The sequence below is a fragment of the Plantactinospora solaniradicis genome (genome assembly GCF_042658085.1).
Classification (GTDB): Bacteria; Actinomycetota; Actinomycetes; order Mycobacteriales; family Micromonosporaceae; genus Plantactinospora; species Plantactinospora solaniradicis.
Genome location: NZ_JBHSPR010000001.1, coordinates 931,295 through 948,913, shown reverse-complemented (window position 1 = coordinate 948,913; position 17,619 = coordinate 931,295). Strand labels below are relative to the sequence as shown.

The following is a 17,619-nucleotide window of genomic DNA, read 5'->3' as shown; positions in this document are numbered from 1 at the left end:
GGTCCGGGAACCGACCGCGCTCCGGGGTCGCTCAGCCGCCGTGGCCCTCTTCGTTCTCCTCGACGACCGGGGCACCGGTGGGCGCCGGGGTCAGCGGCACCGCGACGGGTGCATTGACCTGCACCTTGGTGCCGCCGAAGTCGAACGTCAGCGGAACCGACCCGCCCGGGGGCAGCGCCTCGGTCAGCCCGGCCAGTTGGAGCCAGCTCCCGACGGTCTTGTTCAGGACGACGAACCCGCCGGCAGGAATCCGGATCTCGGCCGCGGCCTCCTGGGTCGGGGTCGGGGTCGGAGTCGGGCTGGCCGCCGCCCCCTCGGACGGCGTCGCCGAGGCCGAACCGCCCGGCTCGGGGCTGCCGGAGGTCGTCGCGGGGGACGGACTACCGGAGGTGGTCGCCGCTGACGGACTGGGCGAGACCGTACCGCCCGGCGTGGGAGCGGCCGAGGGCCCGGTGAGCACGACGGCACGAGCGCCGTCGGGGACGATCGTGACCGTCACGGGCTGGCCGGAGTCGTTGTAGAGGGCGACATTGAGCGCCGCGTTCTCGCCGGCCCGGTAGCCCTCGACGCTCAGGTAGTCGATCGACAGGTTGCGGACCTTGAAGGTGTTGTCGGGCGACTGCGCGTTGGCGCCGACGCTGGTGGGCACCTTCGCGGCGGTCTCCGCGATCTGACCCGCGCCGCATCCGGACAGCAGCAGGGTGGTGGCGGCTGCCGTAGCGGTCAGCATCGCCGCAGCTCGCCGGGCCCCCCTGATCGAGCGCGTCACCTGGTCCTCCTCGTTGCGAATCCGGTCGCCGTCGCGATCCCCGGCTCGGCGGAACGGGCACGGTGGTCGTACCCGGGCCCAACGGGCTCCAGGGTAGTGGGCGGTGATCGCCTCCCGTACGCCGACCCGGTATCCCGGCCCGGTTCCAACCCTGTTCCCGCCCCCGTCCCGTCCCGGCCGCCCACCCCGTCCCGACCGGCCGGCCCGGACGACGCGACCGCCCCGCCCGGAGCGCCCGACCGCCCGGGTCAGACCACCCGACCGCTCGCCACCAGCAGCACGACGTCGATCAGCGCGACCAGCATGACGGCCCGGAAGACGGCCACCGGGCGGTCGCCCCGGGCGGCGGCGGCCCGGCTCGCGTACCAGCCGGCCGGCGGCACCACGGCGGCGACCGCGATCGCGGTCAGCCCGGCCCAGGACGGCGGCCCGGGCGGCCCGAGGACGAGCGTGGCGGTGGCCGCCAGGAGCAGTCCGGCGGCGGCCACCCGGGACCCGGTCGGTCCCAGCCGGTGCGGCAGCCCCCGGACCCCGGTCCGTTCGTCGTCGGCCAGGTCCGGCAGCACGTTCGCGAAGTGCGCCCCGGCGCCGAGCAGGGCGCCGGCGGCGACCAGCCAGGCCGGTGGGGTCGGGGCGCCGGGCAACGCGAGTACGACGAAGGCCGGCAGCGTCCCGAACGACACGGCGTACGGCAGCACCGACACCGGGGTGGACTTCAGCGGCCAGTTGTAGAGCAGCGCGGAGACCAGGGCGACGGTGGCCCAGACGGCGGCGGTCGGATTGAGGGCGAGCGCGGGCAGCGGGGTCAGGACGGCGGCCACCGCGCCGGCCAGCCCCACCGTGCGTCCACTGATCATGCCGCTCGCCACCGGCTTGTCCCGCCGGCCGACCGCGGTGTCCCGGTCGGCGTCCAGACAGTCGTTGACCCAGCCGATCGCGAGCTGGCTGGCCAGCACGGTGAGGGCCACCGCCACGATCCCGGCGGGTGGATGCCCGATACCCCAGGCGAGCAGGGCGGACACCGTGGTCACCGCGACCGCCGGCTCCGGGTGGCTGGCCCGGACCAGCCCTAACACCACATGCGACATATGGGAAGTCTGGTTGTTACCGCTCGGTCGTGCCAGGCTCGACCGCATGCGGTACGAGGAGGCCGGGCAGGGGACGGGACGCCGGGCGTCCGGGGTCCCGGTCCGGACCCTGCCGCGCAACGATCCACGCCAGTACGACGACCTGGCCGACGAGTGGTGGGATCCGGACGGCGCCTTCGCGATGCTGCACTGGCTGGCCGAGGCGCGGGCGGCGCTGGTGCCGCCGGCCGCCGGTCCGGGCGCGACCCTGGTCGATCTCGGCTGTGGCGCCGGCCTGCTCGCTCCCCGGGTCGCCGGCAAGGGCTATCGGCACGTCGGGGTCGACCTGGTCCGCTCCGCGCTCCGGCAGGCAGCCGCGCACGGCGTCCAGCCGATCAACGCGGACGCCGCCGCCGTGCCGCTGGCGGACCACTGTGCCGACGTGGTGGCCGCCGGCGAGGTGCTCGAACACGTCCCGGACTGGCCGGCAGTGGTGGCCGAGGCGGGCCGGGTCCTCCGGCCCGGCGGCACGCTGGTGCTGGACACCCTCAACGCCACCGCGCTGAGCCGGCTGCTGGCGGTCCGGGTGGCCGAGCGGCTGCCCGGGGTGCCCCGGGGGATCCATGATCCGCGTCTGTTCGTCGACTCGCGGGCCCTGGTCCGGGAGTGCGCCCGGCACGGGATCCACCTGCGGATCAGGGGCGTACGGCCCGGGAGCTGGTCGGTGGCGCGGTGGCTGGTCGGTCGTGCCGTCCGGCGCTCCCGGCCGGAGCCCGGACGGTACACGCCACGGATCGTGCCGACCTGGTCGGCGGCGGTGCTCTACCAGGGGTGGGGGACCAAGGAGCGGTAGCGCGAGCGGCAGCGCCGGCTCGGCCGGTGCGGAAAGGGACACGGATGACAGTGGACGCCCTCGCAGCGGCGCGTCGGTTGGCGCCGAGACTGGCCGCCCGGGCGGCCGGACACGACCGGGACGGCAGCTTTCCGGTCGAGGACTTCGCCGACCTGCGGGCCGCCGGGCTCTTCGGCCTGATGGTCCCGCCGGCACTCGGTGGCCTGGGTGCCAGCTTCGCCGGGTACGCCGGGGTCGCCAGCGAACTCGCCCGGGGCAACGGCGCGACGGCGCTGGTCTTCAACATGCACGCCTCGGTGACCGGCGCGCTGGGTGCGCTGACCGAGGAACTGGCCGAGGCGCTGGGCGTACCCGACGAGGCGCTGGCCGCCCGGGACCGGCTGCTCGCCGAGGCGGCCGCCGGTGCCTGGTACGGCGTGGCGATGAGCGAGCGCGGGGCCGGGTCCCGGCTGTCCAAGCTGACCACCACGTACGAGGCGGTGGACGGCGGGTACCACATCAAGGGGGCGAAGACGTTCTGCTCCGGGGCGGGCCACGCCGACGCCTACCTGGTGGCCGCGCGCAGTGCCGCCGACGGATCGGTCGTCTCCCAGTTCCTGGTGCCGGCCGCCCGGGACGGCCTGCACGTCGAGCCGACCTGGGACTCGCTCGGCATGCGGGCCACCGCCTCGCACGACCTGCACCTGGACGTGACGGTGCCGGCCGACCGGCTGCTCGGCGGGGTGGAGGGGCTGGCCCTGGTGGTCGCCCAGCTCATGCCGCACTGGCTGGTGGCCAGCTACGCGGCGGTGTACGTCGGGGTGGCCCGCGCGGCGGTCGACGCCGCGGTGGAGCACCTGACCGCGCGGGGGCTGGACGGCCTGCCGGCGGTCCGGGCCCGGGTGGGTCGGGCCGACGCCGCGACCGCCGCCGCCCAGTTGGCGGTGACCGAGGCGGCGCGCCGGGTCGACGAGGCGCCGGGGGACGCCGAGACGAACCGCTGGGTGTGGCGGGCCAAGCTGCTGGCCGGGACGACCGCGGCCGAGGTGGCGGCGTCGATGGTGGAGGCGGCCGGCACCTCCGCGACCCGGCGCGGGCATCCGCTGGAGCGGCTCTACCGGGATGCCCGCTGCGGATCCCTGCATCCGGCCACCTCGGACGTCTGTGCCGACTGGCTCGGCATCGCCGCGCTGGGCGGCGACCCGGACCGGGACGGTTCGGCCCCGCGATGGTGAGGCGCCCGGTGCCGGTTCGCGAGTCCCGGAGCGACGCTCGGAGGTTGGGCTCGGTGAGCGAGCCAAGCGTGGGCGGGTCCGCAGTCGCGATCGGAGGGCGGCAAGGTGAATGGTCGTAGGGAGATCGGGTCTGGTGTGATCGTCGGCCTGGGCGTGGCGCTGCCCCCGGGCGCCAGCCAGGACGAGCTGTGGAAGGGATACTTCGCGCAGCACTTCTCCGGCGCCACCCGGGCGCTCGCCCAGCGGATCTTCGCCAACTCCGGGGTCACCCGCCGGCACGCGGCGGTCAATCCGCTGCTGGAGGACGTCTCGGACTGGCCGACCGAGCGCCGGATGCGCCGCTACCAGATCGAGGCGCTGCCGCTGGGCAAGGAGGCGGTCGACCGGGCGCTGACCGACGCCGGCCTGCGCGCCGGGGACATCGGCCTGTTCGTGGTCTGCTCGTGTACCGGCTACGCGACTCCGGGCCTGGACATCCTGCTGGCCCGGGACATGGGGATGGCGGCCGACACCCAGCGGATGTTCGTCGGCCACATGGGATGTTATGCCGCGCTGCCCGGCCTGGGGGCCGCGAACGACTTCGTGTCGGCCCGGGGGCGCCCGGCGCTGCTGCTCTGCGCCGAGCTGACCAGCCTGCACATCCAGCCGTCCTCGGCCCGGGTGGACACCCAGCAGATCGTCTCGCACGCGCTCTTCTCCGATGCCGCCGTCGCCGTGGTGGTCGCGCCCGGCCGTCGACCGGGGTACGCGGTCCGGGAGGTCACCGCGGTGACCGACACCTCGACGGCCGACCACATGACCTGGGAGCTGACCGACACCGGCTTCCGGATGGGGCTGTCGCCCAAGGTGCCGCAGGTGCTCGCGGCGCACGTGACCGGTCTGGTGACCTCGCTGCTGGACCGGCACGACCGGCGGATCTCCGAGGTGGACGGCTGGGCGGTGCATCCGGGTGGACCCCGGATCCTGAACGTCGTGGAGGAGGAACTCGGCCTGCCGCCGGAGGCTCTGGCCGCGTCCCGGGCGACCCTCGACGAGTACGGCAACTGTTCTTCTCCCACATCCCTGCTGATTCTGGAACGACTCCGGCGTTCCGCCGCTCCACCCCGTACCGTGGTAATGCTCGCGTTCGGACCCGGGCTGACCCTCTACGCGGCACTGCTGGACCTACGGTCCGGTGTCGTGCCGGCGGCGGGTGACCCGGTGCCGGACGAGGTTGGGCGGGGTGACTACTAGGACGTACCCGTAGGACGCACCCGCTGGGCCGGCGAGGGAGGCGGTCGAGTGCGCAGGTTGGCGTTGACGATGGCGGCGGTGGTGGCCGTCGGAATCGGCGGCTGGTGGTGGGCGCGGTCGGCACCCGCGCCGATCGCCCCGGCGCGGGGTGTGGTCGGTGCCTCGGAGGTCGCGACCGGGACCGGTGGTGCGAACCCGGTCGTCGAACGGGGCGCCGCGATCGCCCTGTCGGCCCTGCCGCGCTTCCCCGACACCGTGTGGCGGGAGACGGCGACCCTGGGCGAGCGCAGGTTCGTCACCTGGTCGATGGCCTCCCGGCCCGGTGGCCGCTACCTCTTGCAGTACGTCTGCCTCACCCAGGGGGAGCTGCACGTCCGGGTACGCGGTGCGGTGGACAGCTGGTCCAAGTCGGTCAGTTGCCCGGGACCGTTCCGCAGCGTCCGGGTTGTCGCGTCCGGGGATTACCTGACCATCATGGCCAGGCGGTTGAACCACCGGCACGTCGAGGTCGCGTTGCAGGTGGTCGCGCTCTCCTGAGCCGGGTCGGCGTAAGCACCGGCACCGGCATCAGCCGACGGTCGTCAGGCGGTCCAGGTCGACCTGGTAGTCCGCGACCGAGCCCAGCGCCGGTACGGTCCGGATGATCTCCCCGCTGCGGCCGACCAGGATGGCGGTGGCCGTTCCCGGCCGGGGTACCAGTTGGATCGAGCCCCGTATCTCCGAGGTCGGATCGGTCAGGTAGCGGGGCGTGCCTCCGGCGCCGGGTGGCCGCATCGTCTGCGGACTCGGTACGGTCCGGCGACCGCTGACCGCCACCACGGTGACCCCGGGCGGTACGGCCCGGACGGCGGCCTCCAGTTCGTCGGCGCAGGTGCAGCCGTCGATCAGGATGATCACGGCCGGCAGCAGCCCGCGCAGCGGCACCAGCCCGCCGTCCTCGCCGACCAGGTCCAGGGCGGGCAGGGTCCGTCCCGGCGGGTCGCTCGGGGTCGTCCGGCCGGTGGGGGCTGGCCGGGGCTGGCCGGGCCAGGCGATCGCGAAGAGGCTGGTCAGGGTCGCCAGTAGGGCGATCGACATGACGAGCAGGCAGATCCGCAGCGGCGACGGGCCGGTGGTGGCCGAGGGCAGTCCGAGGCGGCGGCGCCAGTCCTCGCGGCGCGCCTGCTGCCGCAGCTCGCGGCGTACCTCCGCGGCCTCGTCGGCGAGTTCGGCGGGATCGTCGGGGATCACGATCCGGCCCCACTCGGCCGGCAGGTCGGGCACGCCGTCGAACGGGCCGTTGTCCGGACGACCTTCGCCGTCCGCCGACGTGCTCATAGCGCACCCCCTGGCCGGTCACCTGAGGTGTGAATCGGGCTCTGCTCAAGCCTCCCCCACCGGAGGTCGTATGGCCAGTGGCGGGCTGGCTTCGCGTCGAAGAGATATGCTGGTGGGACCGCAACGCCCTACATCCGATTTTTCCGATCCGACTTGCCGGCCGGTGATCCGTGCGTCACGCAGCGTGGCGAAATCTATGGATCCCTGTCCTGTCAAGCCGAAGAAAGACCTCTCACAGGGCCTCTGAGCTGCGCTAACGGTCAGGACTGCGGTGGGACATCGGTGCCTGAGCGTGTTACCCTAGACACAGCGAAAGGGGTTTCGAACCTATGGTTTTCAGTGTCGGCGAGACCGTTGTTTACCCCCACCACGGGGCCGCACTCATCGAGGCAATCGAGACTCGGGTCATCAAGGGCGAGCCTAAGCAGTACCTCGTCCTCAGGGTCGCTCAGGGTGATCTGACGGTCCGGGTGCCCGCCGAGAATGCCGAGATCGTGGGCGTGCGCGAAGTGGTCGGCGAAGAGGGCCTGGGCAAGGTCTTCGATGTCCTCCGTGCTCCGCACACCGAGGAGCCGACCAACTGGTCGCGGCGTTACAAGGCAAATCTGGAAAAGCTGGCCTCTGGTAACCCACTCAAGGTGGCTGAGGTTGTTCGCGACCTCTGGCGCCGGGAGCGGGAGCGGGGCCTGTCGGCGGGTGAAAAGCGGATGCTCGCCAAGGCCCGCGACATCCTGGTCGGTGAGGTCGCACTCGCCGAAAAGAGCACCAAGGACGAAGCGGAATCCCTCCTCGACAAGGTGCTCACCGAGGCATAGCCCCCAAGCTGGCACGTTCCGCCCGTGCCTGCGTATCGGAGAAAGTCCGAGGACCGCGACGTGACCGCGCAGCTCAATCCGCGCGGTGACGTCGCGGTCCTCGTTCCGGCTGCGGGTGCCGGAGTACGACTCGGCCCCGGCGGCCCCAAGGCACTTCGCCAGATCGGCGGCGAACCGCTGCTGGTACACGCCGTACGGCGGATCGCGGCGGCCCCCTCGGTGCACACCATCGTCGTCGCGGCGCCACCCGGTGATGCCGATGCGGTCCGGGCACTGCTCGCACCGATCGCCGAGTTGATCGTGGTGGCCGGTGGCGCCACCCGACAGGAGTCGGTCGCCGCCGCACTGGCCGCGGTGCCACCCGGCCCCGAGATCGTCCTGGTCCACGACGCGGCCCGGGCATTGACCCCGGCGATACTGGTCGAGGCGGTGGCCACGGCCATCCGGGGCGGCGAGGACGCCGTGATCCCGGTGCTGCCCGTCGTTGACACGATCAAGGAAGTCTCGGCCGACGGAGTCGTGCTCGGCACCGTCGACCGGTCCGCGCTGCGGGCGGTGCAGACCCCGCAGGGCTTCCGCCGCTCGGTGCTCGCGGCGGCGCACGCAGCCGCCGTCGATCCGCTCACCGACGATGCCGGCCTGGTCGAGAAGCAGGGCGTCCGGGTGGCCTGCGTTCCCGGTTCCGAGTACGCATTGAAGATCACTCGCCCGTTCGACCTGGCACTGGCCGAGCACCTGCTGAACGCCGCGCGCTCTCGGGACGCCGAGCACCCGCTGAACGTCGCCCCGGCTCCCGAGCCCGGCTGATCGCCTACGCTCTCGTACATGATCCTTCCGCTGGTCGGCGTCGGCACCGACGTACACGCTTTCGAGTCGGGGCGGGCCTGCTGGGTAGCTGGGCTGCACTGGCCCGGGGTGGACGGGTTGGCCGGTCATTCCGACGGCGACGTCGCTGCGCACGCGGCCTGCGACGCACTGCTCTCCGCCGCCGCACTCGGTGACCTCGGCAGCAACTTCGGAGTGGCCGAACCGGAATGGGCCGGCGCCGCCGGGGTGACCCTGCTGGCCGAAACCGCCCGCCGGGTCCGGGCCGCCGGATTCGAGATCGGCAACGTCTCGATCCAGGTGATCGGGGTACGCCCGAAGATCGGCCCGCGCCGCGCGGAGGCGCAGCAGGCGCTGACGGCGGCGGTCGGCGCCCCGGTCACGGTCTCCGGTACGACCACCGACGGGCTCGGCCTGACCGGCCGGGGCGAGGGCCTGGCCGGGATCGCCGTCGCCCTGATCCATCGTCGGACCGGCACCTGATCATGCACTGTCTTCCGTTGTGGTAGCTGACTATCGTCGGTTCTGATGGGCTAACCGAGGCCGGAGGTGGGTGCCGTGACCGATGTGAGGCCGAAATCCCTGGACGGAAGCGCGAACACACTGCTCGAACTGGCGGGCCTGCTCCAGGCCGGGCGGCCGGAGCTGACCCTCTCGGGCCGGGTGACGAGCCCGACGGCGCACGAAGAGGTGGCCAACAAGACCAGGGACTTCGCCGGGTTCGCGCACGACCAGTACGAAGACGTGGTGGCGCTGCTGACGGCGCTGTCGACCAAGCTCCAGGTGGCGGCGGGCAACTACACCGCAGTCGACGCCGGTGCCCAGCAGAAGCTGGACTCCTTCCTCACCAATTCGACCTACCGGCCGGCGTGACGTCATGACCTACCGGGACGAGGTCAGGTACATCGAGGAGATGAAGCCGCACCTGGTCGACGTCGCGGCCGAGGATTTCAAGCGAGTGGTGCGGCTGGTCGACTCGGCTCTGCCAACCTTGGAGGAGGTCAAGGGCAAGACCGAGTGGTCCGGCGAGGGCAAGGACCTGTTGGACCGCCGTCTCAAGGAGGCCGACATGCTCCTGGAGGCACTCCGCAACGGGTACGACAAGGCCGGCGGGGCACTCGACGACTACGTCGCCGCGCAGACCGAGGCCAAGCGCCTGGTCGGCGAGGGTGTGCGGGTCGAGGGCGCGTTGGGCAACCTGATCCGGCACATCGAAGATCCCGGCTCCGAGCCGATGAAGAAGTGGGAAGACCTGCGCGGTACGCAGAATCCGTTCGACTGGATCGGCGAGATCGGCACGGGCGACGACGTCGAGAAGGTGCGCGCCGAGGCCGATCGGCTGTTCAACGAGGCGAGCGACTATTACGGGCGGGCGAAGAGGGCCGAGACCGAGGCGCGGGGGCTGACCGTGGCGGCGCTCGTGTCGGCCCGTAACGGCCTACCCGATTTCCTGGCCGACAGTAGCCATGCGCAGGCCATCATCGGCGGCGTGCCGGCCCTGCGGCAGGAGATCTACCAGGCAGGCAAGGATCCCAACGCCCGCCGGCCCGGCGCGACCATCATGGGCGAGTACCAGGTGGCCGACGACCCCAACAAGGAGATGTTCCCGGGCGCGCCGCTGAGTTGGTTCACGGAGCAGCGCGAGGTGACGGCGTCCGAGGCGGCCATCCTGCGGGAATTGCAGGACCAGCACGGCGCCCTCGGGCTCAAGAAGTTCCAGGAGATCCACGACGAGGCGTTCGCGGTGGCGGACGCGCGTTTCACCTCCCCGGACCGCAACGACGATCAGAATGACGCGTTCCGCCACGCCTACTGGAACGCACGCCTGACCCAGGAGTTCGGCGAGGACTGGACGAATCGCTTCACGTCGGCGCACGAGACCCTCCCGGGCAACCCGGCCGCGCGTGAGGCGATGGACCTGTACAACAACGAGGTCGGCCGTTCGGTGGCGGTGGCGAACCCGGACACCTCGCCTCAGGAGTTGGCCGACAAGGTGCAGGAGGCCGTGCAGCAGGGACGTACGGTAGTCATCGGTGGCGACGGCCAACTCGACTACAGCGACCAGGTCAGGACCGAGGACACCGGAAAGCCCGGGGACCAGACCCTGCCAGGCCATCCCCAGCCCGAGAAGAAGACCGGGTCGTGATGCGCAGAAGGACGATGCTGGCGGCGTTGCTGATGCTGCCCGTCGTGGCGGCCTGTGAGAAGGAGAGCCAGACGATGACCCCGCAGTCCGACAAGGACCTCGACGCCAAGCTCGCCGACCTGCGCAACAGCGGCGGTTCCGCACCGCTGCGCACCTTGACCTCGTTCGAGTGGGACGCCGTCTACTGCTACTACGAGGGCGCGACCGCCGACGAGATCAACGGCGATGTGGGTACGACCGTGATCAAGCCCGGCAGCCGGCTGATGGTGACCGGCGCCCTGGCCGTGTTCACCAAGGGCGGCGAGGTGACCAAGGCCGTCGTCATTCCCGAACTCGTCTTCACTCCCGGCAAACAACCCGCCGGCACCGAAGTACTGGTCGAAAAGGGCCTTACCCTAACCACCCCAGCGGCCTAGATTCTTAGGAATCTTGGCGAGTTTTGGTTCGCTGCTAACCCTGGATTAACAAGAATCTTGGTGGGGCCGGTCGGGTCGGCGGCGGGGGAGCCAGTAGACGATCATGGCGGACAATTCGCGGGGGTCGGTGGTGGGTAGGTCCTGTAGGGCGCGTTGGAGTTGGCTCGCGAGATAGATCAGCAGCCCGATTCGGTTGTTCCGGTAGGCCCGGAGCAGGCTGAGTCGGGCTGGCTGGCACGGCCAGGGTGCGCCACAGGTCCGGCACCGGAATGACGGGCGCGCGGGCGTGTGCGGCCGGAACCGCGAATGTGGGCCGTACATCAGGGCCGCGCGGTCGTCAACGCTCGGATCGGAAGGCGGTGCCGTCTGGACATCGATCAGCCTTTCCGTGATCGAAATTGGATGCGGGACCGCCCCGATGCCGGACGGGGCGGTCCCGCTCGGTTCCGCCACACGTCCGTACCTGGGTACGCGAAAAAGGTGACCCAGGACCAGACCGGCGCGGCAGTCAAAGTCAGCGGCTCGCTGATCGCGGCGATCGAGTGCGGTCGAGTGGTTCCGCAGCCAGACACGGCCGAACGACTCGATGCCTTCTTTGGGACCGGCGACGAGATCCAGCGCGCGGCCGATGCGGCCCGCGAGGACGCCCAGGCACCCTGGCTACGACCATGGACCGAGAACGAACGCCGGGCCCTGCTGCTCCGGGCGTTCCAACCCAACGTTGTCCCCGGGCTGCTTCAAACCGAGGCATACACCAGGGCGGTACTGCGCGGTGCCCGGCTGCCCGAGGAGGCGGTCGAGCGGACCACTCAGGTCCGCAAGGACCGGCAGGCGGCCACCGTGGACCGGCCCGAGCCGCCGATGCTGACCGCCGTGCTCGGCGAGAACGTGCTGCACTGCGGCCCGCCGAACGTGCTGAAGGGCCAGCTCGAACACCTGATCGTCGTCGGGCACCGGGACCGGGTGCAGGTGCTGGTGGTGCCAAGCGCGGTTGGATTCCATCCCGGGCTGGCCGTTCCGTTCGTGCTGGCAACGCTGCCCGGCGGGGCGCGGGCCGGCTATCTGGACGACCAGTTGCGTGGTCGAGTGGTGACCGATCCGGCGGACCTGAGCGGGCTAGAGTTGGCCTGGGAGATAGTGACCGGGCTGGCTCTGCCGGTCGACCAGTCGCGGGACCTGATCGTGAAGGCGGTTGAGGAGCATGACTGAGCAGCCGATCTGGCGTAAGAGCAGTCGCAGCAGTTCCAACCAGGGCAACTGTGTGGAGGTCGCGGACAACCTTCCGGCCCGGGTGCTGGTGCGGGACAGCAAGGACCGGCAGGGGCCGGTGTTGAGCTTTGGCCCGGCAGGATGGCGGGCGTTCGTCCGGGCCGTCGCGGCCGACTGATCTGGAACGTCATTCGTAGCTGGACCAGAGGCGCGCGCAGACCGCCCCGACGCCCGTGTGGCAGCACGGGGTGGGGGCGTTGCTCTGGGCGGGAATCGGTACGGAGAGTCCGCCGGGCGGACGCCGTCCTGCGACCAGCGGGAATTTAGGGACCAAGCCTGACGCCACGGGGGGAGCGCCAGGCTTGGTCCCGTCTACGGTACCGCGCATTGCCGTGCGTGGGGAGTGGGCATTCGGCGGGTCGCCGCCGACCCGCCGGAAGCCGGCGGTTGGCCGGCCGGCGAGGGTGTTCGCCGGGTCGGGCGTGAACATCGGACGGGACAGCGCCGGATAGGCTCGGGCCGTGTCCAGCGACGCCGAATCCGACCAGTCCTCGTCCGCCGAAGGGTACGTCCAGCGCGCCGAACTGCTTGCCGAACTCGGCCGGTACGACGAAGCTGCCGCCGAAGTCGGATTTGCGATCGCGCTCGAGCCCGACAATGTGCCAGCGCTGGTCATGCTGGCCATGGTCAAGCTCGCGGGCGGCAAGTCGGAGGAGGCACTGACCGCCGCCGACATGGCGGTCGCCGCCGCGCCGGCACTGGTCCATCCGCTGGTGATCCGGGGACATGCCCTGGCCGACCTGCGCCGCTTCAAGGAGGCGGCGGCGGTGGCCGACGAGATCCTGGCGCTCGGCCCGGACGACGCGTACGCCCAGCGCAGTGCGGCGGCGATCCTCGCCGAGTCGCGCAACGGCCAGCAGGCGATCAACGCCGCGTGGCGTGGTGTCGAGCTGGCGCCGGAGGAGCCGCAGGCACATCTGGTGCTCGGTCTGGTGGCAGCCAGGATGCAGTTGTTCGACCTGGCCGAGCGGGCGTACCGGGAGGCGTTGCGGCTGGACCCCGAGCTGGCCGAGGCGCAGCACAACATCGGGGTGATCCGGCTGGAGCAGCGGCGCTACTCGGAGGCCCTGGAACACCTCGCCGATGCCGCCGCGATGGCGCCGACCCGCAGCGACGGCGGTCAGACGATCGGCGACGGCCTCCGCCGCCTGGTCATGTACGGCGCCGGCTACACCATCGTGGCGTCGGTGCTGATCGCCTGCATGGCGGCGATGAACCCGGTGTCGTCCCGGCTCTGGGCCGGTATCGCGGCGGTGACCGGCGGGGTGCTGCTGTGGCGGTTCGGCCGTCGGGTGCCGAACCTGGCCCGGGGGCGGCTGCCCGCCCTGATGCGCGCTGACCGGACCCTGGGCCTGGCCGTGTACGCGGTGGCCGCCGGACCCTGCCTGATCCTGCTCTACGCGCTCGTCGGCTCTCCCTGGCCCCTGGTGCTGGCGATCGTCACCACCACCGCCGCCGAACTGGCGGTGGTCTTCGGCTGGTCCCAGGACCGTGAGTGACGCCGTGGCCGACGAGTACCCGGCGCACGACGAGCACCCGCCGCAGCAGGGGCACCCGCTGCGCGAGCGGGCCGAGATGCTGCTGGAGATCGGTCGGCCGGTCGAGGCGATCCGGGTCGTCGAACGGCTGTTGAGCCAGGAGCCCGGCCAGGTCGACACACTGGTGCTGCTGGCTCGGGCCAACCTGGTCGCCGGTCGGAACCTGGCGGCCGACCGGGCGACGCGGGCCGCACTGGAGATCGAGCCGGAGAACGTGTTGGCCCGTTGCCTGCACGCGATGACCGCCGACGCGCTCGGTCGGGCCGACGCGATCGAGCACGCCGAGACGGCGATGGCAACCGATCCGCAACTGTGGCTCGGGCACGCGGTGCTCGGCACGGTCCTGGCGCACGCCGGCCGGTTCGACGACGCCGCCGCAGCGGTCGGTCGGGCGGTGGCGCTGGCCCCGGAGGAGGCCGACGCGCACGTCATGGCCGGGGACGTGGCGCTGGCGGCTGGGCGGCTGGACGCGGCGGAGCAGGCGTACCGGTCGGCGCTCGGGTTGGCGCCGGATCACGCCCAGGCCCGGAACAACCTGGGTGTTGTGCGGATGCGCCGGTCCGGACCGATGACGGGGCTGTCGGACATCGCGGCGGCGGCGGCACTCGATCCGGAGCTGCCGGAGGCGCGGCACACCCTCGCGGCGTACGTCCGTTCCGTGACGGCACGGACCGCGCTGGCCGCACTCTGCGGTGTGGGTTTGACAGTGGTGGGCGGGATTCTCGCCACCACCCTGGACGGTGACCCGGCGGTCTTCCGGATACTGGCCGGGCTGCTGGCCGTTGTGCTGCTCGGCTGGCTGATCTTCACCGCCAGACGTACGCCGGGTGTGGTGCGGGCGCTGGTGTGGTCGACCATGCGGCTCCGGCGACGCTACTGGTGGGGGCCGGCGAGCGCGGCGGTAACGGTGGCGGTGTTGCTGGCGTACGCCGGCACCGGGATCGGCCTCCTGCTGCTCGTGCTGGTCGTACCGGCGATCGGCGGGGTGCTGGCGGTACGGGTCGTGGACGAGCGGCTCAGCGTCGACCGTTGACCACGTCGAGGGTGGCCTCGGGAGTTGCCTGCTCGCCGGGACCGGAGGGCCAGAGCACCAGGTCGTCGACGACGAGAAGCTGACCGTGGGGGCTGGCGTCGTACAGGTCCGCGACCCCGGAGAGGGACAACCCGTCCGGTAGCGCCACCGCGAGCGGTTGGCTCATGACCGGCTGCTCCGGGCGGCCGTACCCCGGATAGAGCAGGGCGGTGAGACGGCCGCGCGGGTCCATGACCAGCACGTAGCGCATCCGGGCCGGGTCGGGGTCGGCGAGCGCCGCGCCGAGCCGTCGGGCCCGGCGAACGGCGAGGATCCAGCCGGCGAACCAGGCCACCGCGGCCAGCACAGCGAGCACCGCCGCCGCCGTGCCGGCCTCGGTCAGCCGGTCGTGGTCGCCGACGATCCGCGCCCTGCCCGGATCGCCGACCAGGTATTCGACCGGGACCAGGGAGTGCGCCGGCAGAGGTTCGTCGGCCATCACCGTGGTCTCCACCAGGCCGTCGGGACCGGTGAAGGAGACGGAAACGCCGACCGGGAGCAGCGGTATCCGGGTCGAGTCGGTACGGGGCTCGACGGTCGCGGTGACCTCCCGGACCGGGCCGCCGGCCTGCGCCGCCATGTTCTGCCAGAGCGGTATGCCGAAGACCAGCCCGAGGGCCAGGCCGACGAAGGCGATGATGCCGAGGGACGTCGGGGTCAGCACCGTTCGGCGGAGGAACCGGATCCGCCACCAGGGCCGCGGCGAGTCGGAACGTACGGTGTGCCGGGCACGCCATCGACCGACCCGGTAGTGCCAGCCTTCGAGCTGGGCCCGTACGGTCACCGCCTCGCCGACGCTCTCCGGGTCGAGTTCACCGATCTCCAACCGTGGAGACGAGCGCCACGCCGAGGTCTGCGGCTGCGCACCCCGCTGCTGGCGTAGCACGGATCGGCCCCGTAGGTGCAGGGCGAGCCGGCGCACCACCTGCGGAAACGCCATGAAGGCGACGATGCCGGCGAAGAGCAGCCCCAGGTACGGGTCACCGGTCGTGGCCAGATCCCGTCCCGGTCGGGCGACGGCCTCGATCCGCTCGCCGTTCTCCGGGCGGGTGGCGGGACAGTCGATCGTGGAGTATCTCGTCTCCGACGTCCACGGGTCGCGCCACTGCACGGAACACAGGTATCCCTGGTCGCCTGCCGGCAGTGACGAGGACACGGTTCCGGTGATTCGTTCGGCGTCCTGCCACGTCCAGATGTTGGAGCCGACCATCACGACGCTGATCAGCAGGACCGCGGCGGTCCACCTGCCGACGTACCGCCGGACGGGGCCGACCGGCCGGGGCACGGTGGCCGAGCCGGGGCCGGTCGCGGTGGCCGTACCCAGGAGGAACGTCTCGGCCGCCGACGCGGCGGCGACCGGGACCGCCACGTCGACCCGGACGCCGGTGGCGTCCCGGCAGATGAGCAGGGTGAACTGGTTGGCCTGGGACGGGGCCAGCGTCATCAGCCGGTCCGCGTCGGTCACCTCCCGGGCCTGCATGACGCGGAGACCGCCGGCCGGAAGCAGGAGCCGGCGTACGGTTCCCGTCCGGCACTCGAACCGCACGGGTTCCCCGTCGACGGCGACGAGTCGTCCCGGGTGCAGCGCCCCGGGATACGGCTCCGACCACCCGCGCAGCCAGCACCGGAGGGCACGGGCGGTGCCGGAGTTGAGTTTCCGGGTGAGCTGGTGGCCCTGCCGGACCTGCCAGAGCGCGGCGAGGATCGACACGAGCCCCAGGATCAGCGAGGAGATGAGGACGGGCACGACGGCTCCCGAAAAGGGTGGGCGGGGGCACATCATGCCAGGTGGTGGCGCGTCCGGGTGGCCCCCGTCGCCGACCGCTGACGCCCGGCGTGGTGCGCCGCCGACCGATACCGGGCGGGACTCGTCGGCTAACCGGAGGTCCGGGTCCGACCGGCCCAGGTCCAGGCGTACCCGGTGTCCTCGCAGGACAGTGCGGGAGCGCAGAGGTCGAGTGGCCGGAAGGTGTCGACCATCACCGCCAACTCGTCGAAGCTCTCGGCCCCGATGGCCCGCTCCGGAGCGCCGGGCTGGGGACCGTGGGTGAAGCCGGCCGGGTGCAGGGATATCGACCCCTGCTCGATCCCGGAGCCGCGCCGTGCCTCGTAGTTGCCCCCGGTGTAGAAGAGCATCTCGTCGGAGTCCACGTTGTGGTGGTTGTACGGCACCGGGATGGCCAGCGGGTGGTAGTCGACCTTGCGGGGCACGAAGGAGCAGATGACGAAGTTCGGGCCCTGGAAGGTCTGGTGCACGGGCGGTGGCTGGTGGACCCGGCCGGTGATCGGTTCGAAGTCGTGGATCGAGAACGCCCACGGGTAGAGGTGGCCGTCCCAGCCGACCACGTCGAACGGGTGGTTGGCGTACACGTGGCGGGTCCAGCCCCGCCGGTGCTGGACATACACCTCGACGTCGGTCTCCTCGACGAGCAGCGGCGCCTCCGGCCCGCGTACGTCGCGCTCGCAGTAGGGCGAGTGTTCGAGGAACTGGCCGCGTACCGAGAGGTAGCGCTTGGGCGGGCCGATGTGCCCGGACGCCTCGATGGCGAGCAGTCGGAGCGGGTCCGGGGCGACCGGCACGATCCGGTACACGACCGAGGTCGGGATGACCACGTAGTCGCCGGCGGTCACCCCGAGCACGCCGAAGGCGGACTCGATCCGGGCCGCACCGGACTCGACGTAGAGGCACTCGTCCCCGACCGCGTTGCGGTAGAGCGGGCTGGGACGGTCGGCGACGACGTACGAGATCCGGACGTCGTCGTTCGCGAGCAGGTGCTGCCGGCCGAGAATCGGGTCGGCGCCGGCACCGTCCAGCTTGTGGGTACGCAGGTGACGGGGCTTGAGCGGCAGGTTCGGCGTCCGGGACCAGGCCGGCGGGGTGTACTCGTCGGCGGCGACGATCGCGGTCGGCAGGTAACGGTGGTAGAGCAGCGACGAGTCGGACGAGAATCCCTCCTGCCCCATCAGCTCCTCGGCGTACAGGCTGCCGTCGGGTTGCCGGAACTGGGTGTGGCGCTTGCGGGGTACCTCGCCGACGCTGCGGTAGTACGGCATGATCGCCTCCGTTTTGTCCCAGTCACCGGCC

19 protein-coding genes are annotated in these 17,619 nt (G+C 71.8%); 14 read left to right on the top strand and 5 right to left on the bottom strand.

The window, feature by feature from the left end:
- Window positions 1-31: 31 nt before the first annotated feature.
- Both ACFP2T_RS04375 and ACFP2T_RS04370 read right to left on the bottom strand, forming a co-directional pair.
- Complete coding sequence (locus ACFP2T_RS04375; RefSeq protein ID WP_377417472.1) at window positions 32-769, bottom strand: hypothetical protein; 738 nt, start codon at window positions 767-769, stop codon at window positions 32-34.
- A gap of 248 nt (window positions 770-1,017) precedes the next feature.
- Complete coding sequence (locus ACFP2T_RS04370; protein ID WP_377417470.1) at window positions 1,018-1,857, bottom strand: UbiA family prenyltransferase; 840 nt, start codon at window positions 1,855-1,857, stop codon at window positions 1,018-1,020.
- Window positions 1,858-1,903: 46 nt separating this feature from the next.
- Here ACFP2T_RS04370 and ACFP2T_RS04365 point away from each other — a divergent pair, with 46 nt between their 5' ends.
- From ACFP2T_RS04365 to ACFP2T_RS04350, 4 genes are all read left to right on the top strand, one after another.
- Window positions 1,904-2,689, top strand: a complete 786-nt coding sequence (locus ACFP2T_RS04365; protein WP_377417468.1) for a methyltransferase domain-containing protein — start codon at window positions 1,904-1,906, stop codon at window positions 2,687-2,689.
- Window positions 2,690-2,733: 44 nt separating this feature from the next.
- The gene (locus ACFP2T_RS04360) at window positions 2,734-3,903 is read left to right on the top strand and encodes an acyl-CoA dehydrogenase family protein (protein WP_377417466.1); all 1,170 of its coding nucleotides are present in this window, start codon (window positions 2,734-2,736) and stop codon (window positions 3,901-3,903) included.
- A 105-nt stretch (window positions 3,904-4,008) separates the two neighbouring features.
- Window positions 4,009-5,136: a type III polyketide synthase gene (locus tag ACFP2T_RS04355; protein ID WP_377417464.1), complete on the top strand. Its 1,128-nt coding sequence runs from the start codon at window positions 4,009-4,011 to the stop codon at window positions 5,134-5,136.
- 48 nt (window positions 5,137-5,184) lie between these two features.
- Window positions 5,185-5,673, top strand: a complete 489-nt coding sequence (locus ACFP2T_RS04350; protein ID WP_377417462.1) for a hypothetical protein — start codon at window positions 5,185-5,187, stop codon at window positions 5,671-5,673.
- Window positions 5,674-5,703: 30 nt separating this feature from the next.
- Here ACFP2T_RS04350 and ACFP2T_RS04345 read toward each other — a convergent pair whose 3' ends face one another.
- Window positions 5,704-6,453, bottom strand: a complete 750-nt coding sequence (locus ACFP2T_RS04345) for a hypothetical protein (RefSeq protein WP_377417460.1) — start codon at window positions 6,451-6,453, stop codon at window positions 5,704-5,706.
- A gap of 329 nt (window positions 6,454-6,782) precedes the next feature.
- Between ACFP2T_RS04345 and ACFP2T_RS04340 the strand changes: the two genes are divergently transcribed.
- The 10 genes from ACFP2T_RS04340 (at window position 6,783) to ACFP2T_RS04295 (ending at window position 14,495) form a co-directional block, all read left to right on the top strand.
- Complete coding sequence (locus ACFP2T_RS04340) at window positions 6,783-7,268, top strand: CarD family transcriptional regulator (protein WP_192766555.1); 486 nt, start codon at window positions 6,783-6,785, stop codon at window positions 7,266-7,268.
- Between the two features lie 60 nt (window positions 7,269-7,328).
- A complete protein-coding gene (ispD, locus tag ACFP2T_RS04335; protein WP_377417458.1) occupies window positions 7,329-8,075 on the top strand; it encodes a 2-C-methyl-D-erythritol 4-phosphate cytidylyltransferase in 747 nt (248 codons plus the stop codon).
- An 18-nt stretch (window positions 8,076-8,093) separates the two neighbouring features.
- Window positions 8,094-8,576 (top strand): 2-C-methyl-D-erythritol 2,4-cyclodiphosphate synthase, encoded by a 483-nt coding sequence (gene ispF / locus ACFP2T_RS04330; RefSeq protein ID WP_377417456.1) that lies wholly within the window; start codon window positions 8,094-8,096, stop codon window positions 8,574-8,576.
- A gap of 75 nt (window positions 8,577-8,651) precedes the next feature.
- On the top strand, window positions 8,652-8,966 hold the full coding sequence (locus ACFP2T_RS04325) for a type VII secretion target (protein WP_377417453.1): 315 nt from the start codon (window positions 8,652-8,654) through the stop codon (window positions 8,964-8,966).
- A gap of 4 nt (window positions 8,967-8,970) precedes the next feature.
- Complete coding sequence (locus ACFP2T_RS04320; RefSeq protein WP_377417451.1) at window positions 8,971-10,239, top strand: DUF6973 domain-containing protein; 1,269 nt, start codon at window positions 8,971-8,973, stop codon at window positions 10,237-10,239.
- The gene (locus tag ACFP2T_RS04315; protein WP_377417449.1) at window positions 10,239-10,655 is read left to right on the top strand and encodes a hypothetical protein; all 417 of its coding nucleotides are present in this window, start codon (window positions 10,239-10,241) and stop codon (window positions 10,653-10,655) included. The genes ACFP2T_RS04320 and ACFP2T_RS04315 overlap by 1 nt, the downstream gene beginning before the upstream one ends.
- A 480-nt stretch (window positions 10,656-11,135) precedes the next feature.
- Window positions 11,136-11,864 (top strand): helix-turn-helix domain-containing protein, encoded by a 729-nt coding sequence (locus tag ACFP2T_RS04310; protein ID WP_377417447.1) that lies wholly within the window; start codon window positions 11,136-11,138, stop codon window positions 11,862-11,864.
- A complete protein-coding gene (locus ACFP2T_RS04305) occupies window positions 11,857-12,042 on the top strand; it encodes a DUF397 domain-containing protein (protein WP_377417445.1) in 186 nt (61 codons plus the stop codon). The genes ACFP2T_RS04310 and ACFP2T_RS04305 overlap by 8 nt, the downstream gene beginning before the upstream one ends.
- 343 nt (window positions 12,043-12,385) lie before the next feature.
- Window positions 12,386-13,423 carry a tetratricopeptide repeat protein gene (locus ACFP2T_RS04300; protein WP_377417443.1) on the top strand — a complete coding sequence of 346 codons (1,038 nt, stop codon included), beginning with the start codon at window positions 12,386-12,388 and terminating at the stop codon, window positions 13,421-13,423.
- Window positions 13,416-14,495, top strand: a complete 1,080-nt coding sequence (locus tag ACFP2T_RS04295) for a tetratricopeptide repeat protein (RefSeq protein ID WP_377417441.1) — start codon at window positions 13,416-13,418, stop codon at window positions 14,493-14,495. The genes ACFP2T_RS04300 and ACFP2T_RS04295 overlap by 8 nt, the downstream gene beginning before the upstream one ends.
- On the opposite strand, the gene ACFP2T_RS04290 is transcribed toward ACFP2T_RS04295, so the two are convergent.
- Together ACFP2T_RS04290 and ACFP2T_RS04285 are read right to left on the bottom strand one after the other, a co-directional pair.
- A complete protein-coding gene (locus tag ACFP2T_RS04290) occupies window positions 14,479-16,281 on the bottom strand; it encodes a hypothetical protein (protein WP_377417439.1) in 1,803 nt (600 codons plus the stop codon). The genes ACFP2T_RS04295 and ACFP2T_RS04290 overlap by 17 nt on opposite strands.
- Before the next feature lie 128 nt (window positions 16,282-16,409).
- Entirely contained in the window at window positions 16,410-17,588 is a 1,179-nt protein-coding gene (locus ACFP2T_RS04285) for a homogentisate 1,2-dioxygenase (protein ID WP_377417437.1), read from the bottom strand.
- Window positions 17,589-17,619: the final 31 nt, after the last annotated feature.